Consider the following 24666-nt stretch of genomic DNA (forward strand, 5'->3'; position numbering starts at 1 on the left):
GACCATTCGACAAATCAACTTATTTACTACGTTTTGTAGCAAGCGACACTGGAACGCATTGAGCTACCCGCTTGCGTCAATACGGACATTGTTAGGTTCACGCATTTAGCACATCATAGTCGCTCAAATGAAAAAGCAATAATACAACAATAAAGTAGCTTGCTATGACCGGGGTCACTATCGAGAACAGCTGCCCGACGTGGAGGGAGGCTGATCGTCTTTCAGCTTTAAGAGATTTTGACGTTCTGGACACTCAGCCAGAAGCAGCCATCGACAACCTCACCAAGATTGCGTCGAACGTCTGTGAAGCTCCGATTGCACTCGTCTCTCTCATTGATGAGAAACGGCAGTGGCTCAAGTGCACGATAGGCATCAGTGGTGTTCAGGAAACTCCTCGTGATGTCGCCTTCTGTGCTCACACGATTCTCCAAAGAGGCATCCTCGTTGTTCCGGACACAACACAAGATCCCCGTTTCCAAAACAACCCGTTTGTAACCGGCGAGCCGCACCTGCGCTTCTATGCGGCTGCACCTCTAGTGACTAAAGACGGTCTGCCGCTCGGCACACTCTGTGTTATCGACTTCAAACCTCGCCCTGATGGCCTCACACGGGAGCAGTCAGAGACGCTACTAGCGTTGGCTCAGGCCGTGATGAGCCAACTGGAACTTAAACGCTCTCACAAGGCAGTCGCAGAAAGTGAGGAAAGACACCGGGCGCTTATCGAAGCTAGTAGCGCAATGGTCTGGCGCGCGGCTCCTGACGGGTCAATCCTAGAGGGTTGGGGATGGGAAACGTTCTGCGGCCAAACTCCTGAAGCATTTAGGGGATACGGCTGGCTTGATAACGTTCATCCTGAAGATCGGGAGCATGTCGTTGAAGTGTGGCAGAGGGCTCGCGCCCTGCAAGAGCCCTGTGAGAACGAGTACCGGGTTCGCCGTTTAGATGGCACCTTTCGTTGGGTTCTCGCGCGCGGAGTGCCGCTCAAGTCTCAGGACGGCTCCATTCGCGAATGGGTTGGTACCCTCACAGACATTCACGAGCAGAACGTTGCTGCGGAGCGGCTGCGCAGCAGTGAGGCCCGGTACCGGGGGCTTGTCGATGCAAGTGCGACGGTTGTCTGGCGAGCAGCTCCTGATGGCCAGATCATTGAAGCCTCCTCAGGATGGGAGACAATTTCCGGCCAAGCACCTGAGGCGTTCAAGGATTACGGCTGGTTGGAAGCTGTTCATCCCGACGACCGTGAGCGCGTGGTCGGTCACTGGCAGCAGGTTCTTGCATCTGGCCAGCCGAGCGGGGACGAGTTTCGCGTCCGTCACGTGAATGGCGAGTACCGGTGGTTTGTCACTAGGACAGTGCCGCTCTTCAACACAGATGGCGTTGTAGAGGAGTGGGTTGGCACCATCACTGACAATCATGAGCAGAAGAGTGCTGCAGAACGCGTTCGTATCAGCGAGGAGCGCTACCGCGCGTTGATTGAAGCGAGCGCATCTGTGGTGTGGCTTGCGGCGGCTGATGGTGCGATGGTCGGGGGAGCCGGTTGGACCGCACTATCTGGTCAAGGTCCCAACGAATATTCAGGTTCTGGATGGCTGAAGGCTGTTCACCCGGACGATCAGGAATCCGTCAGGGAAGGCTGGATGCAGGCTGTCTCATCCGGCACAGCATGTGTAGTTCAGTTTCGCATTCGGCAGGGGGATGGCACCTACCGGTGGGCTCTTGCAAGGGCTGTTCCACTGAAGGATCAGAGTAGTGCCGTGAGAGAGTGGGTCGGCACAGTCACGGATATCCATGACAGCAGGATCGCTGAATTGAAGCTTTGGCAAGCCGCTAATCACGATACTCTTACAGGACTAGCAAACAGGGCCTTGTTTCAGGCGAGACTGGACGAGGCTCTTACACAGGCGCGGCAGGCAGGTGATAGTGTTAGTCTCCTGCTGATCGACTTAGACGATTTCAAGGATGTGAATGACTCGTTCGGTCATGATGCAGGCGACGCGCTCCTGAAGGAGACTGCGGCTCGACTGTCTGCCGTAGCACGAGACTGCGATACGGTCGCAAGGCTTGGAGGTGATGAGTTTGCTATCCTGCTCGCAGGGGCATCCAAGCTGGAGCATTCGTCGACGCTTGCAGAGGGTCTGATCAAGAAGTTAGGTCAGCCTGTATCGTATGCTGGTCAGGCAATTGTCAGTCGAGCGAGCATCGGGGTAGCCAGCTTCCCGAATCACGATACTGCACCTGCCGAGTTGATGAAGGATGCTGATATTGCGCTCTACCGAGCCAAAGCTGACGGGCGCAACCGGGTTGTCGTCTACTCCGCTGAGATGAAAGCTGCCACACAGCAGCGCATCGCGCTTAGAACGGAAATGCGCGCAGCCATCTCTCGTGATCAGGTCAGACCCTATTACCAGCCAAAGGTCTGCCTCTCAACAGGGCGAGTCGTTGGTTTCGAGGCGCTTGCACGCTGGAACCATCCAGCTAAGGGTGTCCTCACCCCAAGCACCTTTGGTGCTGCCTTTGACGATCCTGAGCTTGCGACCATGGTTGGCAAGCGATTGATCGGCAAAGTGGCCTCGGACATGCGCAGATGGCTTAACGGCGGGCTCAGCTTTGGTCGCGTGGCGATCAACGTGTCCCATGCTGAGTTTATCCAGCCGAATTTGGCTGATGACATCCTCCGCATTTTCGACCTCGCAAAGGTCCCGACAGATCACTTTGAGATCGAGATCACCGAGAAGGTTCTGCTCGATACCCGCTCGAATGCGATCTCCTCCGTACTGGAAAAACTACGGGGGCGGGGAGTTCAAATTGCTCTTGACGATTTTGGAACCGGGTATGCGTCGCTGACCCACCTCAAGGAGTTTGCAGTAGATCATATCAAAATCGACAGGAGCTTCGTGCGCGACATCGAGGAGGACCCGGATGATGAAGCTATCGTAGCAGCGGTGGTTGGCCTTGGCAGGGGTCTGAATCTACAGGTCACGGCAGAGGGAGTTGAGACAGTAGGTCAGGTGCAGCGTCTGCGGGAGATGGGATGTGACAATGCTCAAGGGTTCTTCTACGCAAAGGCTGTAGCTGCTTCCGAAGTGCCTTCTTTGGTTGAGGAGTTGGAGGGGAGCAGCAGGCGAAGTGGAGCGGCAGCCTAAGCCGTTCACGGCGTGGCCTGCCTCCTGCACCTCAAAGGTTGCCGCTTCAAGGGACGCAGCTGTGAGACCTTGAGACGGTGTTGTCATGTCTGGATGGCGCCCGTTTGGCAATTTGAGACCTCCTGTCAGGAGCCACACCGATGCCAGCACCCAAGAAGAAGCCGAACAGCATTCGAACTTCACTCCGCTTTGATCCGCCCACCCTGGAGGAGGCGATCTTCGCCGCGCAGGAGCTGACCGATGACGCTGATGGGCAGGCAAGATCTCCGCAAGTCTGATGGGCCTGCTGGAGGCGAATGTTAAAGCTGCGATCCTGAAGGCGGCAGTCACCGGTGCCACGCCGGATGGTGGCCTAGTCCACCTGCATCTGTTCGCCTGGTTCAGTCTCGAACCGGACTAGTGGCTCCGGCGGCACCGCCGGCCTGAGCGAGGCCACGAAGGCTTTGAGCATGGTGTAGCTGCCGGCATAACCGCGCTCGCGACACTCGCTCAACAGCACGGTGGCGGGAATGAGATCCGGCGCGGCCGCGGCCAGGCGCTGTTGGAGGTAAGGCTTGGAGGGATCCAGTTTGGCCGGCCGGGCTGGGCGAGGCCGATACCGAACCGCCTCCGGCTCGCGCAGATAGCGCCGCACTGTATTGCGGGAGAGTCCCAGTTCGCGGGCAATCTTGCGCACGCCTTTGCCATGTTTGGCCAAAACCCGGATCTCCATCGACATCTCGCCTCCAATCATCCGGGCCCTCCGCTCCTCTCGCGAAGGCCCAGCATAACCGGTGGGTCAGATTTGAATCGGCGACCGGGTCAGTTTCTCATCGGCGTCAACAGCGTCCAGAGTGCCATCAAGAGCCAAGCGCCGGTGTCGGTAAGCAGGCTCGGCGCTGACCTCAGGACCGAACTATGGCAGCGGAGGCAAGCGCTGCCCGTCCTCGGGGGGCGACGACTGCCACCAGATTGAGGGGACTAGGTCTGAGGACATGAAGGGCATGGAGCGCATGTGAGCCGATTGCACGACTGGTGCGCAGATACTCCACTTGACCCGGGCTGACCGCCAGGAGGGCCTGAGCATGGGCGAGCGGCAGGTCCGCCCGCTCCTCGGGCACTCCGCCACCTCCGGTCTTGAGAATCCGATTGCTTCGGGTCTCGTCGATTTGAACATACGTGCTACGGCCGGGCTGGTCAGGAAAATAGCCCTCCCGCACGCGCTCGCCTCCTCTCTCCGTCCGAATGAGGCGCCCTACAGACGAAGCGATGATGAACAGGCGGGGTATTGGCACGCGGTGGAGCCTTTCTCCAAGGCGGGTCATGGGATAGCGCCCTGCCCTAAACCTAGGGCGCAACTCTGAGAGAGAAACCGGCTGCCGCGTTTACGGAAAGCGTCAGGCCTGCTGTCGCCTCTTCTAACAAAGAAAAGCACCTCGCGTGTGCAGAGGCGCTTGAGTTTGAGGGAGGACCAGCCCCCCAGCCACTCCATGATGGACCAGACCAGAATGCCTGATCTGCGGGGGCTGTGGCTGTGCCGAAAAGAGCACAGGCACCAGTCAATGCGTCCTTAGAGGCCGGCCAGCAGGAGACTCACGCTGATCAATGCAGCGATAGAAGCGACAAACCGGATGGCAGCCGCCGTGAACTTTGGTGCCGCCGCGGGAGAAAATGCAGGCGCTGTGACTTCTGTCTTGCGCATGATGAGAGCTTTCAGGAAATGCAGCTGGTTCTGGAAAAATCGAAAAAGGGACGAGCAATCGTGCCGCTTGGCGGGTGTTTCTCTGAGCGATTTGCACGCTCATGTCTGTAGCCTGCTGGACACACAACTCGCCCTGATGCGACTGAGTAGGGCAGTCCTGTCGCCATGCTCCGACGCGCCAGCGCCGCGGATCTCCGGCGCGGTGATGATAAATGCACGATCTGGAGTGATGCAGGAAAGTCTCTACCTTGTGTGAAACCCGCTGCAGTTGCACCACATGCCAATCTTTCAGCCGAGACAGCTAGATGTTCAGTCCCGGCATTTTGTGGAGCGGATTGAGCCTGAAGCGTTTTGGCTCGGCTGTCCAGATCTTGCAGATGTACTCGTAGGGTGTGAGGCCCTTCAGCGTCTTCAGACGCCGGCCGAAGTTGTAGGCTGAGATGAAGTCATCGAGGTGCTGCCGCAACTGCTCATGGCTGTCATAGTGATAACGCTTGACGGTCGCGTCCTTGATGGTGCGATTCATCCGCTCAACCTGCCCGTTCGTCCAGGGATGATTGATCTTGGTGAAGCGGTGCTCGATGCCGTTCTCGCGGCAGCGCATGTCGAACATGTGCGTGCAGTAGCGGGCGGTCGGGCCATCAGCATAGCGCGGCGGCAGCCGGAACTGGATGCCGTTGTCGGTGAGCACCGTGTGGATCTTGTAGGGCACGGCCGCGATCAGGGCCACCAGGAAGGCCGTGTTTCCTGGTTGATGCCGTGGCGCGTGGCCAGGGCTCTCAAGCTTGCTTGACTATTCTGGATTGCGCGACGGACCGCCTCAGTCGTGGTGGCGCTGCCGTGGAGAACCTGGCCCATAGAGCATCCCTCCATTCAGGCGATAAGAATGCACCATCAAACCCCGGGATCAAACATCCCTAGTGTCTGCACGGTCTGGTTAGTCCACTGAGCGTCCGTCACGGCTCGGTAGGCGATCTCTGAGGATTTGCGTCACCTGCGAGGCGATCTCGCGGATGGAGATGGAGAGCTCTTCAGTGGCGGCCGCTACGGTTTGTACGTTGGCCGAGGTTTGCTGGGCAGCCGACGAGACAATAACCGACTGCTGGTTCGTGTTGTCCGCCACAATGGTCATAGACCGGGCTGTATCCTCTAGCCCGTTCGCTGCCACCGAAAGGCGAAGAAAACCAAAATGTCAAAACATTCTGAAGGAGCGGTTACAAACTTTTCTTGGGCCGACGAAGGGCTTGGTTACAGCCTGGTCGGCCTGCTGTCCCCACAACAGTTGCACCCGGTTGCAGACGAGGTTCGCCGGCAGGTTAGCTCTGGGGCATAACCTCAGCAGAAAGGTATGAGTTGTGATGAGGTGGACGCTTCCCCGCAGCCTTGCGGTAGTAAAGCGGAGGTGTTGATAAGCACCACTTGAGGGGGCGTCCCTCGGAAAGGTTAGCACGGCCGCGTCATGACCAAAAGATTAGCCCATGCAACTGCTTAATTTTCAGGGCATCGCTGCGGTCGATCTTGTGGTGTCCGTCGTCAGAGTTTTTGAGACATCGGGCGGTCTGAACCAAGGGAGGCTCTGGCTCATCTGGGTTGCAGATTAGGCGACTTGCATCTAATGCTGCAAGCGGCGGGTTTGAATAGTGTGTCGTTCTATCCGTTCTCTCTCCCTCAGAATGCTCTCACCGCGTCCGACGTAGACGTCGGCCGGCGTGAGGTTGTCAAGGCTTTCGTGGTAGCGCCGGTGATTGTAATGCGCCACAAAGGCCTCGATCTGCGCCTCCAGGTCGCCCGGCAGGAAGTAGTTCTCCAGCAGGATGCGGTTCTTGAGCGTCTGGTGCCAGCGCTCGATCTTGCCCTGTGTCATGGGATTAAACGGCGCCCCACCCACGTGGCTCATGCCTTTGCCCTCCAGCCACGAGGCCAAATCCGCCGAGATGTAACCCGAGCCGTTATCCGACAGCAGCCGGGTCCGGCCCACGGGCTCACTCGGCAGCAGGCGCGATTGGGACCGGCTCGGCTGCCTGCGGGAGGGCCGGCACCTCACATCCGGTAGCGCAGCAGCGGCCGGGCTGCTTGGAGACGCGCTGGCCCTGGTCGACGACGTCGCGGTCGAGCAGGCTCTCGACGAGCTCGACCTTCTCCATGACCGGATAGTTGCGCCAGATCTCCCGCTTCATCGCCTCGGGCGAGCCGCCGCCGTGCAGGGAAATGAGAGAATACCACCCGCCCTGATGCGAAACCGTGAGATCCTCAATGAAGCGGGCCACCTCCATGCGCTGCTCCATCGGGATATCGGGGCGTCCGCCGAGCACGGCCGTCAGCGAGGCGGCCGTCTCCGGGTTGTGATCCTCGTCCGGCCCCGGCAGGGCCACGATCAGACCGCCCGATACGTAATGGGCGATCTTGTGCATGTCGTAGATCTTGGTCGCGAGCAGCAGCTTGCCGATGTTGGAGAACACCGCGTCCGGCATGACGGAGCCAGCCGGGTCCTTCGTGCAGTAGACGGACGACGCAACACCGCAGGCATAGAAGCTCTCGGTGATGGTGATCAGATCGACCATCTGCTCTCGGATGTGACCATGGCGGTCCGGATCGAGCCCATTCGCCTCGATCATCAAGGCTCCCGCGCCGATGAGGAGATCCCCAAAGCCCGCACGCGCGCCGATGCAGGAGTGACGGTGGTGGGTTGCATAGGAGGTGGTGAGAAAGCCGCCCTCCTCGTATTCACCCGCAAGGAACACGCGGTCGTGCGGCACGAACACGTCGTCGAAGATCACGACACCCGTGGACTGGCCGTACTTGGCTGAGAACCTCGCCGCAGCCTCGCCCGGCCGGCCTGCGGGCCTCGCCACAATAGTCACGCCAGGCGCGTCCACAGGGACGGCACAGCACACCGCAAAATCCGCGTCCTCCTTAGTGTGTGTGCGGCAAGGCATGACGAGGAAATCGTGCATGTAGGGCGCACCTGTGACGATGGCCTTTGTACCGCGAAGGACAATGCCGTCGGAACGGCGCTCCTTGATGTGCACGTAGACGTCCGGGTTCGACTGCTGTCCCGGGCGCTTCGAGCGGTCACCCTTCGCATCCGTCATAGCGACGCCGAGCGTCAGGTCCCGATCCTGAACGTCATGCAGATAATTCAGGAAACGCTGCGAATAGTCGGTGCCGTGATTGTCGTCAGTGCGCTTCGTCGCTTGGAATAGCCCGTTCAGGGCATCGTGAGTGAGATAGCGCTGGGCGCAGCCCGAGACCTTGCACACCAGCCGGACCGCTTCGAGCTTGTAGAGCAGGTCGGTCGAGGTCTCGTCGATGTGCAGCATCCGGTTGACGATCTTGCCCGATGTGCCCTGCCGCGCCGTCATGATGGCTTGGTGCTCGGTACGATGAGCGAAGTCATAGGTCACGCCGACGCCGTTGATGCCGGGAGCCAGCAGCGGTTCATCGGCGACGCTCTCGACCTTCTGGCCATTGACGAACACCCGCGGGCTGTAGGCGCGCAGGGACTCCCGGTAGGCGGCGGCGTCCATCAGCATGGCTTCCTCCTCGAGGGCTGTTCCGAGTTTTTAACATTGTTAGAACCGCTCAAACTTGAACAATGTTAGAATTTCTGTCAACTGTTTCGGACTCGGAGGTATTCGACATGGCGGTTCGGCGGGCGGAGCGACGGCAGGCGGTCAGCGACCACAAGCGCGCCCTCATCCTGGAGGCGGCGCGCGAGGTGTTCGCCACTGAAGGGCTGGAGGGGGCAAGCTTGCGCGCCATCGCGTCGCGGGCCGGCTACACCCCAGGGGCGCTCTACTTCCATTTTGATTCCAAGGAAGCGATCTATGCCGAGGTGTTGCACGGATCGCTCGCCGCGCTCGGCCTGACGGTTGACGAGGCGGTGGCGAAGGCCCAGGGAGCCGAGGCGAGGCTAAGGGCCGCCGCGATGGCGTTCTTCCGATTCTATGCTGGAAACCCGCGCGACCTCGACCTCGGCTTCTATCTCTTCCGGGGCGGCATGAGACCCAAGGGGCTTGGGCGTGAGCGTGACATGTCCCTGAACGACAGCCTCGAAGCGGCCCTTCGTCCGATCGCCGAGGCCGCCGAGGCGATGGGCTCCCCACGCACGGAGGCGGACCTTCTCATGGTCGACACCTTCGCTCACGCCACGGGGCTCCTGCTCCTGCTACACACGGGCCGCATCCGCATGTTTGGCGCATCCGCAGCCGAGCGCATGGAAGCCTATGTCGATGAGCGCATCAACCTTCTGAGACAGGAGACACGGTAATGCCCGCTCTCGACCGCGATCACTCTACCCTTCTCGTCGTCGACATCCAGGGCAGGCTCATGCCGGCCATCGAGGACGGGCCCGCCGTCATCGCGAACGCGAGGCGTCTTGTCGATGCGGCGGCGCTCCTCGAGGTCCCTGTCCTGTTTACGGAGCAGAACCCGGCTGGGCTGGGCCCAACGGTGCAGGAACTCACTCCGTCCGGTCCCGTCGCCCACAAGATGACCTTCAACGCGGTACGCTCGCCGGGCTTCCTGGACAGATTGCCGGCGGAGCGGGCGATCGTCGTGGCCGGCTGCGAGGCGCATGTCTGCGTATTGCAGACGGTGCTCGGCCTTCTATCGCACGGCAGGCAGGTCTTCGTTGTCCGGGATGCTCTCGGATCTCGGCGTACGGAGAGCAAGGAAACCGCCGTTCGCCGCATGGAGCGGCATGGCGCCGAGATCGTCACGTCCGAGATGGTGACTTTTGAATGGCTCACCACCTGCGAGCACCCGCGGTTCCGGGAGGTCGCCGCGCTTATCAAGTGAAACTGGATGCGAGAACTGAGGTGTTCGCGAACAAGCAGGAGAATGGGGATGGAAGCAACCTGGTACCTCGACGTGGTGTCGCCGTATGCCTACCTCGCCTTGGGCGAGGTCGAGGAGTTGGGCCGCACGATCCCGATCAAGTACAAGCCCATCCTGTTCGCGGGCCTGCTGAAGCACTACGGGCACCTCGGCCCCGCCGAGATCCCTTCAAAGCGTATCCACACCTACCGCCTGTGCATCTTTGAGGCTCAGCGGCGCGGGATTGATCTGCGCTTCCCTCCGGTTCATCCCTTTAATCCGCTTCGAGCGCTTCGCATCCTGTGCGCCCTTGGCGCCGAGCCGGGAGCGGTTCGGCGCGTCATGGATCACGTTTGGCGCGAGGGGCATGATCCCAATGAGGACGGTGTCTGGGAGGAGCTATGCCGGGATCTCGGAATTGACCGTTCGGATCTCCAGGAAGACGCCGCCGCTGCCAAGGCGGCCCTGCGCACCAACACTGAGGAAGCCATTGCCCAAGGGGTCTTCGGAGTACCTGCCCTCGTCATCGGTCGCGAGCTCTTCTGGGGTGTCGATGCGCTGCCGCTAGCGCGGGCCTACCTCTCCGACCCAAATCTGTTCCGAACTGGAAGGATGGCGTCTGTCGATGCAATCGTGAACCCGTTGGCTCGACCAGCCCAGCAAATGACGGTCGCTCCATCAGTATAAAGCCGCTGGGCTTCGCGTCTGTATCTAAACTGTCTGGAGGCTCCCATGATCATGGCTTTCTCGCCCGAAGCGGTCGCCGACCGCTACGGCACGCATAAGGTTCTCAATCAGGCTCAGCCTGCCAGCGGGTTCAACGCCTTCACGGGTGACGTCGTTCTCAAGTCCGCCGTCGAACGTGAGGCACCTTGGGTGGCGCATCGCTGCGATGCACTCGGAGCGCTCGCCGGTGATGAGTACGTGCAAGAACTGGCGCGCTTAGCGAACCGCCACTTGCCCGAACTCAAGACGCATGACCGCTTCGGCAATCGCATTGATTGGGTCGATTTCCATCCGAGCTGGCACGAGCTGATATCTTTGGCATGGAAGCACGAGGTTCCTAACCTCGCCTGGCGCACGAACCAGAAGAACGGCCACTACGCTCGTGCGGTGCTGTCCTATATCTGGAATCAGGTCGAGCAGGGGACGGCCTGCCCAACGGGCATGGCCTATGCATCCTATGCAGGCTTAGCCGCCGAACCCGCGCTCACCATCTGGGCCGAGAAGGCTAAGGGAACGGTATATGAGTTCAGCCGCAGGGAAGTGGGCGAGAAGCCATCTGTTGTTATTGGCTACGCGATGACGGAGAAGCAGGGCGGCTCGGATCTGCGTGAGACGCAGACCACGGCGCGCTTCTCGCATTCCGCCGACTACCACGGAAAGACGGCCCATTGGTATGAGCTGACCGGCCACAAGTGGTTCTGCTCGGTGCCGCAGTCCGACGGCTTCTTTACGCTAGCCAAGGTAGACGGTGAGGTAACCTGCTTCTTCCTGCCGCGCACCCTGCCAGACGGGAGCTACAACCGCTTCTACGTGCAGCGGCTCAAGGATAAGGCGGGCAACAAGTCCAATGCCTCGAGCGAGGTGGAGTATGCCGGGACGCTGGCGATCCGCGTCGGCGAGGAGGGCAAAGGCATCCGGGAGATCCTCTCGCACGCGCACCTGACCCGGCTTGACTTCGCCGTCGGCTCGGCCGGTCTCATGCGCCAGTCGCTGACCCTTGCCCTGAACCATACGACGACCCGCAACGCCTTCGGCACTAAGATCGCGGATCAGCCGATGATGACCAATGTGCTGGCCGACATGGCCGTTGAAGTTGAGGCGGCGACGCTGATGGCGCTGCGCGTGGCTCGCGCCACCGACGATCTGGACGGCGTCGAGCATGAGCGGCTGCTTGCCCGCGTGGCGACACCTGCTGCCAAGTTCTTCAACTGCTCGCGGGCGCCGTCCATCGCTTACGAGGCGCTGCAATGTCATGGTGGTAACGGCTTCATCGAGGAAAACCCGATGGCGAGGCTTTACCGCGAAGCCCCGCTCAACAGCATTTGGGAAGGCACGGCCAACATGATGTGCATGGACGTGCGCCGCGCGATGATCAAGGACCCACGCACCATCAACGCTCTGTTCGATGAAGTGAGGCCTCTGAAGGGCCAGGACGCACGCTTCGATGCAATGATCCAGCACACTGAGATCTTGGTGCGTGAGGCGGTCAAAGATGAATTCCTCGCCCGTCCGATGACCGAGGCGGTGGCCCGCCTTCTTCAGGGGGCTGAACTGCTGCGTTACAGTACGCAGCAGGTAAACGACATCTTCCTCGGCACACGCCCCCCCGGCGTCTCGGGCGCGTGGGGCTCCCACTACGGAACCCTCGCTATGACAGTCACCCAGTTTGTCGCCAAGATCGTCATGGAACGCGCCATGGTTTCCCGGTGACGATCATCGGCACGAGCCTGGATCCGCCGGGAGCGAGCTTTATGGCGGCGGGGCAATACTTGATCAACGAGACTACTCGACTGAAGCGCGGATGCTTAGCCACCCGAAGGGAACAACCTCCAAGGGGCGCCGCAACCGTGCACACGACCCCTCTTGGCGCAAACTCGATCCGCACCTGCCCGCTGCTCCTAGTCGCCAACCTCAAATCAGTGACAGAACGACGCCTGCAATGCTGATGCCAGCACCCGCCCAGCGGTGGATCATCCGCCGGTGACCGAGGACCGTGCCTATTGCGAGGCCCATCCCATGCAGAAGGATGGTCGCCGAGATAAAGCCGAGACAATAAAGGCCTGCTACGGCTTCCATCGGCATCTCGGCTCCATGGGCGTGGCCGTGGAAGATGGCAAACATTCCGGCCAGGATCATGGCAACAGAGGTGACGCAGCGGACCTCAGCAGCCAGAACTGCGCCGAAGATAATCACCGAAAAGGCAATGCCCGCCTCGACGGCGGGAATTTCAATGCCTATGAAGCCCATGACGCCACCGACGAGCATCATGGAGGTGAAGCTCGCCGGAACAGCCCAGAGTGCCCGCCCACCGAGCACGGCCGCGAGGAGACCGACGGCTACCATGACCAGCATGTGGTCAAGACCTCCGAAGGGATGCGCGAAACCGTCGACTAGACCTGACGCTGCATGGTCCCCAGTATGGGCAAGAGCCGGCATGGCCGCTACCATCATGGGAGCGACAAGAAGGGAATGCTTCAATCTCATGGAATTCTCCTGTCATGCGCCCGCGGCGAGGCCGCCGGCTCGTTCAATGAATTGCGCGATGGCATCGACGCTGACACCGCCACGGATGTTGCTGAAGACATAGGGGCGCTGGCCGCGCATGCGCTTCGTGTCCTCCTCCATGATGACAAGATCCGCGCCCACGTACGGCGCAAGGTCGATCTTGTTGATCACCAGAAGGTCAGAGCGGGTGATGCCTGGGCCGCCCTTGCGGGGGATCTTCTCGCCGCCCGCAACGTCAATGACGTAGATCGTCAGATCCGCGAGTTCGGGCGAGAAGGTCGCCGACAGATTGTCGCCGCCGGATTCCACCAGCACGATGTCAAGTTCAGGGAAGCGTTTGCGCATGGTTGTGATGGCTGCGAGATTGATCGAGGCATCCTCTCGGATCGCCGTGTGCGGGCAACCGCCCGTCTCCACGCCGATGATGCGTTCCACCGGAAGGGCACCCGCCACAGTCAGGAGACGGGCATCCTCCTTCGTGTAGATGTCGTTGGTGATGGCGCAGATGTCGTAGCGCTCGCGGAACGTCTTGCAGAGCGCCTCCATCAGGGCGGTCTTGCCGGAGCCGACCGGCCCGCCGATGCCAACGCGAAGAGGTCCTGTCTGGGATTTCATGAGCGGAAAAGCCTCGTATATTGGTTTTCATGATGGAACGAGCCGAGATCGGCCCGAAAGGTAGCGCCGCCGATATCGTCGAGGGATAGGGTAATAGCCTCCTGCGCGACGTCTCTCACAGTTGCAGCCAAGGCGCTGCAGACCCGGATACCGGTTGTCTGCCCGATCGGCGCGAGCCGGATGGCTGCCGAGACGAGCGTTTGCACGAGCCCGAAGAGGTAGGCGTTCAGGGTGATTGGGAGAGGTACACCATGCGCCGCAGCCGCCATGCCGATGGCAATAGGGAACGCGACCTCGCCATCTAAATCGAGCAAACCCGGAGCGGGCCAAGCAGCCAGAGTTGCGTCGAGGAAGCTGCGCCCCTGCTGGCTCGTCTCGAGGTACAACTCGGCGGAGGGGGAGAACGCCAGGGCAATTTCGTTGACATTCACGAGCGCGGCCTCATGGCCCGCCGCCACGGCCCGATAGGCGTGGCTCAGCAGGATCGCGTCATTGCGGCCGAAGCCGAGCGTCATCTGATCCCTCAACCACGCAACGAGCGTCTTCTCGTCCCCCACGTCCCCTGCTTCGACTGCCCATTCCAGCGTGTGGGAATAGGCATAGCAGCCGACCGGGTAGGACGGAGACAGCCAAGCGAACAGCGGCAGGATGCCCTGGCCCTTCTCCACAACCTGCAGCAGGAGCGCATCATCCATGGCCGTGTCCGTGGTGATGGCCGAAACGACCGCCGTGCTCGTGCTGATGGTATGCGCCACGCACCGGACGGAACGGGCGCTCGACGATCTCCGTCCTGGCTCCGAGCCCATGCAGCATCTCGAGCAGCACATGATCGTAGGCGATGTAGATCGCCTCCCGGCTGATCTGCGCCGGCACGTGCCGGTTGCCGATGTGCCAAGCTAGGGTGAGGAGATCGAGCGGATCTTCGGTCGAGACCTCAATGAGCTTCTCAGTCGCTGCCTTCACCTCAACGAGCCAGCCGCTGTCGAGGCGAATGGCGTCTCCGTCCTCGAGTACGTCGGCCTTGTCGAGGTCGAGAAGGAAGGCCGTGCCGCCATCGGCGTTCAGCAGGATGCGACGTCTGTGTCGGTCGCCGTGGTCGAGGGTGATGATGTCGACAATGCGGTCGGAATCGACGGCATCGCGGCGGATGATGGATGTGGCGCGGATCATGATCAGAACAGGAAATATCGTTGTGCCATGGGAAGAACTTCAGCCGGTTCGCAGACAAGCAACTCGCCGTCAGCGCGAACGTCATAGGTCTCCGGGTCGACCTCGATGACCGGCGTGGCGCCGTTCAACACCATGTCCTTCTTGCCAATGCCGCCGCGAACATTCTCGACGGCGACCAGCGGCTTCTGGACTCCGAGCCTGCCTGCAAGCCCATTTTCGACAGCGGCCTTGGACACGAAGGTGAGCGAGGTTGCCGCCAGCGCCCGCCCATAGGCTCCGAACATCGAACGGTAGTGCACCGGCTGCGGGGTCGGGATGGAGGCGTTCGGGTCGCCCATGAGCGCCGCCGCAATGGCTCCACCCTTGATGACCAGATCGGGCTTCACGCCGAAGAAGGCCGGCGTCCAGACCACGAGATCGGCGAGCTTGCCGGACTCGACGGAGCCGATATGCCGAGATACGCCGTGAGCGATAGCGGGGTTGATCGTGTACTTCGCCACGTAGCGCCGAACGCGAAGGTTGTCGTTGTCGCCGGTCTCGCTAGACAGCGGGCCGCGCTGTACCTTCATCTTGTGCGCCGTCTGCCACGTGCGGATGATGACTTCGCCGACGCGGCCCATGGCCTGGCTGTCCGAGGACATCATCGAGAGCGCGCCAATATCGTGAAGGATGTCCTCGGCAGCGATAGTCTCCTTGCGGATGCGGCTCTCGGCGAATGCCAGATCCTCGGGGATCGACGGATCGAGATGGTGGCACACCATGAGCATGTCGAGATGCTCGTCGATGGTGTTGACCGTATATGGGCGCGTCGGATTGGTAGATGATGGCAGCACGTTGGGGAGCCCTGCCACTTTGATGATGTCCGGAGCGTGACCGCCACCCGCCCCTTCCGTGTGGAAGGCGTGGATTGTTCGTCCCTTGAAGGCCGCAATCGTATCCTCGACGAATCCGGACTCATTGAGCGTGTCCGTGTGAATCATCACCTGCACGTCGTAGTCATCGGCCACCGACAGGCAGCAATCGATGGCCGCGGGCGTGGTGCCCCAGTCTTCGTGAAGCTTGAGGGCGCAGGCACCTGCCTGGATCATTTCTTCAAGCGCACCGGGCTGTGAGGCGTTGCCCTTGCCGGTGAAAGCGAGGTTCATGGGAAAGGCGTCCGCCGCCTCGATCATGCGTGCAATATGCCATGGCCCCGGCGTACAGGTGGTGGCGAAGGTGCCGGTGGCCGGCCCTGTGCCGCCGCCGAGCATCGTGGTGATGCCCGACATCAGCGCCTCCTCGATCTGCTGCGGGCAGATGAAGTGGATATGGGAGTCGAAGCCGCCCGCCGTGACGATCTTGCCCTCGCCGGCGATGATCTCCGTGCCTGGGCCGATGATGATGTCGACATTGGGCTGCACGTCCGGATTGCCGGCCTTGCCGATCCCGGTGATCCGTCCGCCCTTGATGCCGATGTCACCTTTGACGATGCCCCAATGATCGAGGATGACCGCGTTGGTGATGACGGTGTCGACCGCGCCCTCGGCACGGGTCGCCTGCCCCTGCCCCATTCCGTCGCGGATAACCTTACCGCCACCGAACTTCACCTCCTCCCCATAGGTCGTGAAGTCCTTCTCGACCTCGATCACGAGGGAGGTATCTGCGAGCCTGATCCGGTCCCCTTTGGTGGGACCGAACATGTCGGCATAAGCTGCGCGCGGGAGCGAGGCTGGCTTCCTACGATTCGTCATCAGAGCGCCCCCATCACGCTTTGGCGAAAACCATAGACCTCGCGCTTGCCGGAGAGCGGCACCAGCGTGACCTCCCGCGTGGAGCCGGGCTCGAACCGCACCGCTGTGCCGGGCGTGATATCAAGACGCATGCCGCGCGCCTTCTCGCGCTCGAACGACAGGGCCGGATTGGTTTCGAAAAAGTGGTAGTGGCTCCCGACCTGGATGGGACGGTCGCCTGTGTTCGCCACCGCCAGTACGGTTCGCGGCGCACCCTCGTTGAAGACGATTTCGCCATCCTGCGCCATCACTCCGCCAGGGACGTCCTGGGAGGCTGCGCCCCGGACCGGATGATGCACGGTGACGAGCTTGGTGCCATCGGGGAACGTGGCTTCAACCTGAACATCATGGATCATCTCGGCCACGCCCTCCATCACCTGATCGGCGGTGACAACATGGGCGCCTGCCTCCATCAGGTCGGCGACGGAGCGCCCATCGCGCGCTCCCTCCACCACCGTGTCGGTGATGAGAGCAATCGCCTCCGGGTGGTTGAGCTTCACGCCGCGCTCCAACCGGCGGCGGGCCACCATGGCGGCCATGGCGATCAGGAGCTTGTCTTTTTCACGAGGTGTAAGTTGCATTGTAGAGTCCTAGCTGAGCCAGACACGAGGCAGGGGCTCGCCACGAAAGGCGAGGAGAAACCGGCAGATGGCGGCTCTCAGCGCCTCGATGGAGAACGCGCAGAAACGCACGGCGAGAATTCCATGCCATGCACTTGCCGCCGCATCGCAGTCCTGCCCGGAGGGCAGTTGTTCGCGCACCGACTCCAGGCGGGCTTCGGCATCCGGCGCCACGTGGATCAAGGTTGCGAAGGCGCGGGCACCGTTGCCAACGACCGGCTTCTGCAGCAGGTCGGCAATGGCTCCATCAAGTCGCAGCGTATCGGCATAAATGAGCCGCGATCCTCGTCGGATGCGCCAACGGTCGATGAAGAGGCCCTCGACAATGCGCTCCGCCCTCGCCTCGCGCCCGAAGACGACAGCCTCCAGCAGGGTCAGACACCCGTCCTCGGCAACATTCGCCTCAAGCTGCCGGTCAAGCCTCGCGTTGTCGAACAGGATCGTCTCCTGTGGGAGCCAATCGAGACGAGCCCCTGCCCCTGCCGTGAGCTTCACCAACAGATTGGAAACAGGCCCGTCCGAGCGGTAGACCTTCTCCGCGGCAGGCGTCGCAACCGTCACGTACGCATCCGCCTGTGCCTCGACTTCCACGGTGAAGCGATCGCCACAGGCAATGCCGCCTGCAGTGTTGACGAGCACGGCGTCGAGCCCCGCCCCCGCTCCCCTCGGCAGACGGATACGCATGGAACCGCTTTCCTCGATGCGCATCGGCCTTGTGCGCCCGTCGAGAGCGGCTGCAGCGAATGAAACCCGGCCGACGGCCCGCTGGCGCTGCGCGGGAATGCCGTTAAATGGCAAGGCGCTGACGAACATCGTTCCCCTCCAGCGCTGCACGGTCGCCATGCTGAACGATCTCGCCGCGCTCCATGACCACGAAGCGGTCCGCCAAATCACGGGCAAAGTCGAAATACTGCTCGACAAGCAGAATCGCCATGCCCTTGCGACCACGAAGGTAAGAGATGGCGCGACCGATGTCCTTGATGATCGAGGGCTGGATGCCTTCCGTCGGCTCGTCGAGCACGAGGAGGCGCGGACGCATCACCAACGCCCGCCCGATGGCGAGCTGCTGCTGCTGCCCACCCGACAGGTCGCCGCCCCGCCGCCCCAGCATGGACTTGAGCACGGGGAAGAGCTCGAACACCTCCTCGGGAATCTGCCGCGAGCCGCGCTTCAACGGGGCAAAGCCCGTTTCGAGGTTCTCCTTCACCGTCAGGAGCGGAAAGACCTCCCGCCCTTGAGGCACATAGGCGACCCCACGCGCTGCGCGTTCGAAAGGCTTCAGACGCGCGATGTTCTGTCCCTCGAAAAGAACGCTGCCGCCGGAGATGGGCCGATGGCCTGCGATGGCGCGGAGCAGCGACGTCTTGCCCACGCCGTTGCGCCCGAGCACACATGTAACCTCTCCTACGGTGGCAGTGACGGAAACGCCGCGCAGGGCCTGAGCTGCGCCGTAATGGAGAGACAGGTTTTCGACTGCGAGCATTGTCATCGGCCCAAATAGACTTCCACCACACGTTCGTTTGCGCTCACCGCATCGAGCGATCCCTCGGCGAGTACGGACCCCTCATGCAGGCACGTGACCTTGACGCCGAGATCGCGGACGAAGGTCATGTCGTGTTCGACCACGATCACGGCCTTGCTCCTGGCGATGTCACGGAGAAGGTCGGCAGTGTCGGCAGTTTCCTGGTCCGTCATGCCAGCGGCAGGCTCGTCGATCAGCAGGAGCTTGGGCTCCTGCGCCAGCAGCATGCCGATCTCAAGCCATTGCTTTTGTCCGTGGGACAGCTCGCCCGCTCTGCGATGGCGCTGGGCTGTGAGGCGCACCCGCTCCAAAAGGGCATCGATCCTCTCCTGCTCCTGAGCAGGCCGGCGCGAGAGCAAGGTCGCGAGAGGCCCGCGCTTATTCTTCAAAGCGAGAAGCAGGTTGTCCTCGACCGTATGCATCTCGAATACGGTTGGGGTTTGGAACTTGCGGCCGATGCCGAGCTCGGCAATGGCCGTCTCGTCGAGAGCGGTCAGGTCGTGGGAGCCTTCGAACAGGGCCGTGCCCTCGCTGGGCTGCGTCTTCCCGGTGATCACGTCCATCATGGTCGTCTTGCCGGCCCCGTTTGGGCCGATGATGGCGCGCATCTCCGCATGGTCGATGGCGAGTGACAGAGCGTTCAGGGCACGGAAGCCATCAAATGAGACAGTGACGTTATCGAGATAAAGCAGGGTCGGCGTAATCGGTGCGGTCATGGCTCACTCCGCCGCGTGGGTAACAGACTGGGGCGAGCGGCGCGCTCGCAGCTTTTGGCTGGAACGCTCCCACAGATCGCTAGCGGCCCCGAGGATCCCGCGAGGCATAAACAGCGTGACGAAGACGAAGAGGCCACCCAAGGCGAACAGCCAGAACTCCGGCAGCGCCGCCGTGAACCAGGTCTTTCCCGCATTAACCAGCAGAGCCCCAAGAATGGCGCCAGCAAGAGTCCCGCGTCCGCCGACCGCTACCCAGATCACCACCTCAATGGAGTTGGCGGGAGCGAACTCACTCGGGTTGATAATACCGACCTGGGGCACGTATAGCGCACCCGCGACTCCCGCCAGCATGGCGGACAGGGTGAACACGGCGAGCTTATAGTGCTCGACGCGGTAGCCAAGGAAGCGCGTGCGGCTCTCTGCATCGCGTATAGCCACGAGCACCTTGCCGAACGTGGATCCCACGACCCACCGACACAGAAGATAACCGCCCGCAAGCGCCAGGACCGACAGCACGAACAGGACTATTCGCGTAGAACCGGCTTGCACTGGGAAGCCGAGAATCTCCTTGAAGTCGGTCAAACCGTTGTTGCCGCCCAATCCCATGTCATTGCGGAAGAAGGCCAGCATCAGCGCAAAGGTCATGGCCTGGGTGATGATGGAGAAGTAGACGCCCGTGACGCGGGAGCGAAAGGCGAACCAACCAAAAACGAAGGCGAGTGCCCCCGGCACCAGCAGCACCATTAGCGCCGCGAAGGGGAGCCAATCGAAGCCGTACCAGAACCAGGGCAGTTCCTTCCAGTCCAAGAACACCATGAAGTCGGGCAGAACCGGATCGGCATAGACGCCACGTGGCCCAATCTGGCGCATGAGGTACATGCCCATGGCATAGCCGCCCAGGGTAAAGAACGCTCCGTGCCCGAGGGAGAGAATTCCGCAGAAGCCCCAGATCAGATCGACGGAGAGCGCCAGCAGGGCAAAGCAGACATACTTACCGAGCAGCGGCACCAAGTGGTCGGAGAGGTGCAGCGCCGATCCGGGGAGGGCCAGTCCGTTCATGGCCGGCACCAGGATGGCAGCGGCGGCCAAGAGCGACAGAACGACAGTCGTCTGCCGGTCGAAAAGGGATTGAGTTCTCATGCTTCGACCGCTCTGCCTTTCAGCGCGAAGAGCCCGCGCGGACGCCTTTGAATGAAGACGATGATGGCGATGAGCAGGGCAATCTTGCCGAGGACCGCTCCCGCATAAGGTTCAAGCATCTTGTTCGCGATGCCGAGCGTCATCGCGCCCACCAGCGTGCCCCACAGGCTTCCGACGCCGCCGAACACGACCACCATGAAGCTGTCGATGATGTAGCTCTGCCCGAGATTGGGACTGACATTGTCGATCTGGGAGAGCGCGACGCCGGCAATGCCGGCCACGCCCGATCCCAGGCCGAATGCCAGCGCGTCGATGCGGCTGGTCCTGATGCCCATGGAGCCTGCCATGCGCCGGTTCTGCGTGACGGCCCGCACGTAGAGTCCGAGCGAGGTGTACCGCAGTACAAGGAGCAGGATCGCAAAGACGGAGAAGGCGAAGACCACGATGGCGATGCGATTATAGGTCAGGCTTATCGCCCCGATGTCTAGCGCGCCGCTCATCCAGGCGGGTGTTCCGACCTCGCGGTTGGTGGGGCCGAAGATCGTGCGCACGCCCTGCTGCAGGATCAGCGATATTCCCCACGTGGCGAGCAGGGTTTCCAGGGGGCGCCCATAAAGGAACCGGATGACCGCCCTCTCAATGAGAAGGCCGACCGAACCCGCAACCAGGAAGGCAAGTGGCAGCGCGATGAGGAGCGAGGCTCCGAACAGACCAGGAAAATAGGAGCGGATGACTTCCTGCACCATGAATGTGGTGTAGGCGCCGAGCATCACCATCTCGCCATGAGCCATGTTGATGACGCCCATGGTGCCGAACGTGATGGCAAGGCCGATGGCGGCCAGCAGCAGGACGGATCCGAGGGAGATGCCGTACCAGACGTTTTGGAACGCCTGCCAGAACGCAAGGCGGGCCCGAATACCCTCGGCGGCTTTTCCTGCGGCCGCCATAATCTCAAGCGGGGCGTGGGACGGCAGGTTGGAGAGGAGAGCGAGAGCTTCCTGATCACCCCGATCCCGCAGGGTTTCGACGGCGGCGAGCTTCTGCGTATGCAGAGCATCCTGCTTGCTCAGGAGGATGGCGGCACGGGCAGTCTCCAGTGCATTCCTGACAGGGACATGGCCCTCCTGCGCAATGGCTTCCTCGAGCGCAGGCAAGGCCGCCTCATCCCGGGAGCGGAACACGGCGCGTGCGGCTTCCAGGCGCTTCGCGGCATCGGGACTGAGCAATGTCAGGCTGCCGAGCGCAGCCTCGATAGCGCGACGCACCCGGTTATTGACCCGGACCGACTTCAGCTCACCAGTCGGATTGCCCCATGTCTGACCTGTGGCCGCGTTGATGAGGTCTCCGGAGGCTCGGCGAACGAAGACCTGTCCCGACCCGACGAGGAGCCGCCCGTCGCGCAGGGCTTCGACGACATCCACGGCCAAGGGATTGCCACTGGCGGCAACAGCACCGATTGCGGCGTCCGTATCCGCATAGCTGTCATTGGTGAACTTAAGCAGAGCTTCTTCATAAGGTCCCGCCAAGGCAGCAGAGGCCATGCCGAGCAGCAGAACGAAGGCCTGCAGGAAGTTGCGCAAAACAATCATGAAATGAGCTTCGTACGGAGGGAGCGTGAGGGCGGCGGCTGCCGCCCTCATCTTCGAATGCTTAGGAACCGCACTTCTTCGTCACGGTATTGTAGTTGCCGCACTTGAGGGTCTGCCAGTCGGCGACCAGGTCCTTCGAACCGTCCAGGTGCTTCGACCAGGCATCGCCCGCCACCAGATCATCCGTTTGCCAGACCGTATCGAACTGGCCATCCTCCTTGATCTCGCCGATCAGCACCGGCTTGGTGATGTGGTGGTTCGGAAGCATCTCCGAGACGCCGCCGGTGAGGTTCGGCACCTTGATGCCGACGATGGCATCGATCACCTTGTCCGGATCTGTCGTGCCGGCTTTCTCGACGGCCTTCACCCACATGTTGAAACCGATCACATGGGCTTCCATCGGATCGTTGGAAACGCGCTTCGGATTTTTGGTGTAAGCCTTCCACTTCTCGATGAAGGCCTTGTTCTCGGGCGTGTCGACCGACTGGAAGTAATTCCAGGCTGCGAGATGTCCGACGAGAGGCTTCGTGTCGATGCCTGCAAGTTCCTCTTCGCCGACCGAGAAGGCGACAACCGGAATGTCGGTCGCCTTAACGCCTTGGTTGGCGAGCTCCTTGTAGAACGGCACGTTGGCATCGCCGTTGATCGTGGAGACGACGGCCGTCTTCTTGCCCGACGAGCCGAACTTCTTGATGTCGGCAACGATCGTCTGCCAGTCGGAATGCCCGAACGGCGTGTAGCTGATCATGATGTCCTCGGCCTTTACGCCCTTGGACTTCAGGTAGGCCTCGAGGATCTTGTTGGTGGTACGGGGATAGACGTAGTCCGTTCCGGCCAGGACCCAGCGCTCGACCTTCTCTTCCTTGGCGAGGTAGTCGACAGCCGGAATTGCCTGCTGGTTCGGTGCGGCGCCCGTGTAGAACACGTTCCGCTCGCTCTCCTCGCCCTCGTATTGGACTGGGTAGAACAGAATGCTGTTGAGTTCCTTGAAGACCGGCAGCACCGACTTGCGCGATACGGAGGTCCAGGCGCCGAAGACTGCGGATACCTTGTGCTGGCTGATGAGCTCGCGGGCCTTCTCAGCGAAGAGCGGCCAGTTGGAAGCCGGATCGACGACAACTGCCTCAAGTTTCTTGCCGAGCAGTCCGCCCTTCTTGTTCTGCTCTTCCACGAGCATCAGCATGACGTCCTTGAGCGTCGTTTCGCTGATCGCCATCGTGCCAGACAATGAGTGGAGAACCCCTACCTTGATCGTTTCCTCTGCTTGTGCGGCCTGCGCCGTTGCGCTCGAAACCAGTGCCGCTGCTGCCAGCGCCATCAAGTTTCTCCGCGTCATGTCGAATATTGACATAGGTCCTTCTCCCTTGCCTGCCCTGGTTCAGGTGCAGCGACGGACCACTATGCAAGAAGCATGCCATGATTGGTCGAGAGATAACGGCTTGCGCGGGCGATGACCGGAGAGTTCGGAAGCCTGACAGAATTTGCTCAGAAAAGCGGCGGAAGCTCAAATACGAGGCTTGTGAAGTAATGTTTCAATGTAAGGCGAAATGTCCGCACCGGGTCAGAATTTCACCTTCCAGCCGCTCAACGAACGTCGGCTCTTGAGTCCTCAAGCGGACCAAACATTTATGTCTCAGGAGTGCCAGGAGCGGTCCTCGTACGACGCAGTGCCGGCCTGCTTACTTCGGTTCTCTGCCCAGCTTGGGCTTGCCGTCCACCTCGATACGTGCCTGTTTCGAAGCGGATCTGCTCATCAGGCACCAGGGCGTGGGGAATGGGATTGCCGCGGCGCAGGTCGAGGGGTAGGTAAGCACCCTGTCCGCCAGTAACGGGCTGAGGCATCAAGGCGTGCTGAGCGGACTGCATGCTCCAGCCTGATGAGCCGGAGCATAAACAGAGAATCGGGACAGCGCATGGCCAAGGCTGGGTCGGGGTCAGTATCTAAACCTGGAGGTATGACGCATGGAAAACCTGAGCAGCAGTGCTCGTTGCGGTGAAAGCCTTCCACAAGGAACACCGCGTAATGCACGGCAGGCCTGATCCCAAGGCTCTCCCGGACTTTCTTTCCGGCAGCGGGCAGATGGGAGCCTTGATCCGCGCCCGTAACTGGGCCGCAACCCCGCTTGGTCCGCCGCATGCCTGGTCACAGACGCTCAAAACGCTGGTCAGCGTTATGCTCGGCTCGTCCCAGCCGATGTTCATCGCCTGGGGGCCGAGCGCATCCTGCTCTACAATGACGCCTACTCCGAGATCCTAGCCCAATAACATCCGGCCGCGCTGGGCCAACCTGTCCTGGACGTCTGGGACGAGATCCGCGACGACCTCATCCCCATCGTCGAGCAAGCCTATGCCGGCGAGCCGGTCCACATGGACGACATCACCCTGTTCATGATGCGGCGCGGCTTTCGCGAGGAGACCCACTTTGCGTTCTCCTACACGCCCGTTCGGGATCACACCGGTGAAGTCGCCGGCTTCTTCTGCCCCTGCATGGAGATCACCGCTCAGGTCATGGCCGAGCGCCGCTTGGCCGCCGAGAAGGAGCGCCAGCAGCGCCTGTTCGAGCAGGCACCCGGCTTCATTATCGTCCTGACCGGCCCCCACCACGTGTTTGAGTTCGTCAATCAGGCTTACCGTCGGCTGTTTGGCGACCGT

General features: G+C 61.3%; 22 protein-coding genes and 3 pseudogenes. 7 read left to right on the forward strand and 18 right to left on the reverse strand.

Translation table 11 applies throughout. The features are described from left to right. Nucleotides 1–164 precede the first annotated feature (164 nt). Together MA07_RS03330 and MA07_RS29960 are read left to right on the forward strand one after the other, a co-directional pair. On the forward strand, nt 165–3143 hold the full coding sequence (locus tag MA07_RS03330; RefSeq protein WP_052002795.1) for an EAL domain-containing protein: 2979 nt from the start codon (nt 165–167) through the stop codon (nt 3141–3143). A gap of 140 nt (nt 3144–3283) precedes the next feature. Next, the gene (locus tag MA07_RS29960) at nt 3284–3421 is read left to right on the forward strand and encodes a hypothetical protein (RefSeq protein WP_160195368.1); all 138 of its coding nucleotides are present in this window, start codon (nt 3284–3286) and stop codon (nt 3419–3421) included. Between the two features lie 74 nt (nt 3422–3495). Here MA07_RS29960 and MA07_RS03335 read toward each other — a convergent pair whose 3' ends face one another. The 6 genes and pseudogenes from MA07_RS03335 to MA07_RS03360 form a co-directional block, all read right to left on the reverse strand. After that, complete coding sequence (locus tag MA07_RS03335; protein WP_160195369.1) at nt 3496–3861, reverse strand: helix-turn-helix domain-containing protein; 366 nt, start codon at nt 3859–3861, stop codon at nt 3496–3498. Nucleotides 3862–4027: 166 nt separating this feature from the next. Further along, entirely contained in the window at nt 4028–4417 is a 390-nt protein-coding gene (locus tag MA07_RS29435) for a hypothetical protein (RefSeq protein ID WP_152568703.1), read from the reverse strand. 708 nt (nt 4418–5125) lie between these two features. Then, nucleotides 5126–5682: pseudogene (locus tag MA07_RS03345) on the reverse strand (integrase core domain-containing protein). 79 nt (nt 5683–5761) lie between these two features. Then, the gene (locus MA07_RS03350; RefSeq protein WP_036346969.1) at nt 5762–5956 is read right to left on the reverse strand and encodes a hypothetical protein; all 195 of its coding nucleotides are present in this window, start codon (nt 5954–5956) and stop codon (nt 5762–5764) included. Nucleotides 5957–6436: 480 nt separating this feature from the next. Then, nucleotides 6437–6790, reverse strand: a pseudogene (locus tag MA07_RS03355) (integrase core domain-containing protein); the annotation flags it as partial. 16 nt (nt 6791–6806) lie between these two features. Further along, complete coding sequence (locus MA07_RS03360; protein ID WP_036346973.1) at nt 6807–8357, reverse strand: 4-hydroxyphenylacetate 3-hydroxylase N-terminal domain-containing protein; 1551 nt, start codon at nt 8355–8357, stop codon at nt 6807–6809. Nucleotides 8358–8464: 107 nt separating this feature from the next. Between MA07_RS03360 and MA07_RS03365 the strand changes: the two genes are divergently transcribed. Genes MA07_RS03365 through MA07_RS03380 form a run of 4 tightly spaced genes read left to right on the forward strand, consistent with a single transcriptional unit; the run spans nt 8465 to nt 12078 of the window. Next, nucleotides 8465–9094, forward strand: coding sequence for a TetR/AcrR family transcriptional regulator (locus MA07_RS03365; protein ID WP_036346975.1), 630 nt, complete (start codon nt 8465–8467; stop codon nt 9092–9094). Continuing rightward, the gene (locus tag MA07_RS03370; protein WP_036346977.1) at nt 9094–9624 is read left to right on the forward strand and encodes an isochorismatase family protein; all 531 of its coding nucleotides are present in this window, start codon (nt 9094–9096) and stop codon (nt 9622–9624) included. The genes MA07_RS03365 and MA07_RS03370 overlap by 1 nt, the downstream gene beginning before the upstream one ends. Nucleotides 9625–9672: 48 nt before the next feature. Further along, the gene (locus MA07_RS03375) at nt 9673–10329 is read left to right on the forward strand and encodes a 2-hydroxychromene-2-carboxylate isomerase (protein WP_052002797.1); all 657 of its coding nucleotides are present in this window, start codon (nt 9673–9675) and stop codon (nt 10327–10329) included. Nucleotides 10330–10374: 45 nt separating this feature from the next. Continuing rightward, the gene (locus MA07_RS03380) at nt 10375–12078 is read left to right on the forward strand and encodes an acyl-CoA dehydrogenase family protein (RefSeq protein WP_036346980.1); all 1704 of its coding nucleotides are present in this window, start codon (nt 10375–10377) and stop codon (nt 12076–12078) included. Between the two features lie 201 nt (nt 12079–12279). On the opposite strand, the gene MA07_RS03385 is transcribed toward MA07_RS03380, so the two are convergent. The 12 genes from MA07_RS03385 to urtA form a co-directional block, all read right to left on the reverse strand. Beyond that, on the reverse strand, nt 12280–12852 hold the full coding sequence (locus MA07_RS03385) for a HupE/UreJ family protein (protein ID WP_036346983.1): 573 nt from the start codon (nt 12850–12852) through the stop codon (nt 12280–12282). A gap of 12 nt (nt 12853–12864) precedes the next feature. Beyond that, on the reverse strand, nt 12865–13488 hold the full coding sequence (ureG, locus tag MA07_RS03390) for an urease accessory protein UreG (RefSeq protein ID WP_036346984.1): 624 nt from the start codon (nt 13486–13488) through the stop codon (nt 12865–12867). After that, nucleotides 13485–14183 carry an urease accessory UreF family protein gene (locus MA07_RS03395; protein WP_052002798.1) on the reverse strand — a complete coding sequence of 233 codons (699 nt, stop codon included), beginning with the start codon at nt 14181–14183 and terminating at the stop codon, nt 13485–13487. The genes ureG and MA07_RS03395 overlap by 4 nt, the downstream gene beginning before the upstream one ends. After that, entirely contained in the window at nt 14176–14658 is a 483-nt protein-coding gene (locus MA07_RS03400) for an urease accessory protein UreE (protein ID WP_036346985.1), read from the reverse strand. The genes MA07_RS03395 and MA07_RS03400 overlap by 8 nt, the downstream gene beginning before the upstream one ends. A 2-nt stretch (nt 14659–14660) precedes the next feature. After that, the gene (ureC, locus tag MA07_RS03405) at nt 14661–16388 is read right to left on the reverse strand and encodes an urease subunit alpha (protein ID WP_036346986.1); all 1728 of its coding nucleotides are present in this window, start codon (nt 16386–16388) and stop codon (nt 14661–14663) included. Then, a complete protein-coding gene (locus MA07_RS03410; RefSeq protein WP_081928753.1) occupies nt 16388–17008 on the reverse strand; it encodes an urease subunit gamma in 621 nt (206 codons plus the stop codon). The genes ureC and MA07_RS03410 overlap by 1 nt, the downstream gene beginning before the upstream one ends. A 9-nt stretch (nt 17009–17017) precedes the next feature. Beyond that, nucleotides 17018–17860, reverse strand: a complete 843-nt coding sequence (locus tag MA07_RS03415) for an urease accessory protein UreD (protein ID WP_036346987.1) — start codon at nt 17858–17860, stop codon at nt 17018–17020. Next, a complete protein-coding gene (gene urtE, locus MA07_RS03420) occupies nt 17835–18530 on the reverse strand; it encodes an urea ABC transporter ATP-binding subunit UrtE (RefSeq protein ID WP_036346988.1) in 696 nt (231 codons plus the stop codon). Before urtE ends, MA07_RS03415 begins: the two co-directional genes overlap by 26 nt. A gap of 2 nt (nt 18531–18532) precedes the next feature. Beyond that, on the reverse strand, nt 18533–19285 hold the full coding sequence (gene urtD, locus MA07_RS03425) for an urea ABC transporter ATP-binding protein UrtD (protein ID WP_036346989.1): 753 nt from the start codon (nt 19283–19285) through the stop codon (nt 18533–18535). Between the two features lie 3 nt (nt 19286–19288). Next, nucleotides 19289–20425: an urea ABC transporter permease subunit UrtC gene (gene urtC / locus MA07_RS03430; RefSeq protein WP_036346992.1), complete on the reverse strand. Its 1137-nt coding sequence runs from the start codon at nt 20423–20425 to the stop codon at nt 19289–19291. After that, a complete protein-coding gene (urtB, locus tag MA07_RS03435) occupies nt 20422–22014 on the reverse strand; it encodes an urea ABC transporter permease subunit UrtB (protein WP_036347032.1) in 1593 nt (530 codons plus the stop codon). The genes urtC and urtB overlap by 4 nt, the downstream gene beginning before the upstream one ends. A 61-nt stretch (nt 22015–22075) precedes the next feature. Next, entirely contained in the window at nt 22076–23332 is a 1257-nt protein-coding gene (gene urtA / locus MA07_RS03440) for an urea ABC transporter substrate-binding protein (protein WP_244445145.1), read from the reverse strand. Nucleotides 23333–24345: 1013 nt separating this feature from the next. Between urtA and MA07_RS30690 the strand changes: the two are divergent. Next, a pseudogene (locus tag MA07_RS30690) lies at nt 24346–24666 on the forward strand (hybrid sensor histidine kinase/response regulator); the annotation flags it as partial.

It is taken from the genome of Microvirga sp. BSC39 (assembly GCF_000739015.1).
Classification (GTDB): domain Bacteria; phylum Pseudomonadota; class Alphaproteobacteria; order Rhizobiales; family Beijerinckiaceae; genus Microvirga.

What these genes read in the sequence shown, in the direction of transcription:
- MA07_RS03360 (WP_036346973.1), bottom strand. Translation starts at nt 8,357, where the DNA reads ATGCTGATGGACGCCGCCGCCTACCGGGAGTCCCTGCGCGCCTACAGC.
- ureC (WP_036346986.1), bottom strand. Translation starts at nt 16,388, where the DNA reads ATGACGAATCGTAGGAAGCCAGCCTCGCTCCCGCGCGCAGCTTATGCC.
- ureG (WP_036346984.1), bottom strand. Translation starts at nt 13,488, where the DNA reads ATGAAATCCCAGACAGGACCTCTTCGCGTTGGCATCGGCGGGCCGGTC.
- MA07_RS03370 (WP_036346977.1), top strand. Translation starts at nt 9,094, where the DNA reads ATGCCCGCTCTCGACCGCGATCACTCTACCCTTCTCGTCGTCGACATC.
- urtB (WP_036347032.1), bottom strand. Translation starts at nt 22,014, where the DNA reads ATGATTGTTTTGCGCAACTTCCTGCAGGCCTTCGTTCTGCTGCTCGGC.
- MA07_RS03380 (WP_036346980.1), top strand. Translation starts at nt 10,375, where the DNA reads ATGATCATGGCTTTCTCGCCCGAAGCGGTCGCCGACCGCTACGGCACG.
- MA07_RS03385 (WP_036346983.1), bottom strand. Translation starts at nt 12,852, where the DNA reads ATGAGATTGAAGCATTCCCTTCTTGTCGCTCCCATGATGGTAGCGGCC.
- MA07_RS03330 (WP_052002795.1), top strand. Translation starts at nt 165, where the DNA reads ATGACCGGGGTCACTATCGAGAACAGCTGCCCGACGTGGAGGGAGGCT.
- MA07_RS03350 (WP_036346969.1), bottom strand. Translation starts at nt 5,956, where the DNA reads ATGACCATTGTGGCGGACAACACGAACCAGCAGTCGGTTATTGTCTCG.
- MA07_RS03335 (WP_160195369.1), bottom strand. Translation starts at nt 3,861, where the DNA reads ATGTCGATGGAGATCCGGGTTTTGGCCAAACATGGCAAAGGCGTGCGC.
- urtA (WP_244445145.1), bottom strand. Translation starts at nt 23,332, where the DNA reads ATGGCGCTGGCAGCAGCGGCACTGGTTTCGAGCGCAACGGCGCAGGCC.
- MA07_RS03375 (WP_052002797.1), top strand. Translation starts at nt 9,673, where the DNA reads ATGGAAGCAACCTGGTACCTCGACGTGGTGTCGCCGTATGCCTACCTC.
- urtC (WP_036346992.1), bottom strand. Translation starts at nt 20,425, where the DNA reads ATGAGAACTCAATCCCTTTTCGACCGGCAGACGACTGTCGTTCTGTCG.
- MA07_RS03395 (WP_052002798.1), bottom strand. Translation starts at nt 14,183, where the DNA reads ATGGATGATGCGCTCCTGCTGCAGGTTGTGGAGAAGGGCCAGGGCATC.
- MA07_RS03415 (WP_036346987.1), bottom strand. Translation starts at nt 17,860, where the DNA reads ATGTTCGTCAGCGCCTTGCCATTTAACGGCATTCCCGCGCAGCGCCAG.
- urtD (WP_036346989.1), bottom strand. Translation starts at nt 19,285, where the DNA reads ATGACCGCACCGATTACGCCGACCCTGCTTTATCTCGATAACGTCACT.
- MA07_RS29960 (WP_160195368.1), top strand. Translation starts at nt 3,284, where the DNA reads ATGCCAGCACCCAAGAAGAAGCCGAACAGCATTCGAACTTCACTCCGC.
- urtE (WP_036346988.1), bottom strand. Translation starts at nt 18,530, where the DNA reads ATGCTCGCAGTCGAAAACCTGTCTCTCCATTACGGCGCAGCTCAGGCC.
- MA07_RS03365 (WP_036346975.1), top strand. Translation starts at nt 8,465, where the DNA reads ATGGCGGTTCGGCGGGCGGAGCGACGGCAGGCGGTCAGCGACCACAAG.
- MA07_RS03400 (WP_036346985.1), bottom strand. Translation starts at nt 14,658, where the DNA reads ATGATCCGCGCCACATCCATCATCCGCCGCGATGCCGTCGATTCCGAC.
- MA07_RS03410 (WP_081928753.1), bottom strand. Translation starts at nt 17,008, where the DNA reads ATGCAACTTACACCTCGTGAAAAAGACAAGCTCCTGATCGCCATGGCC.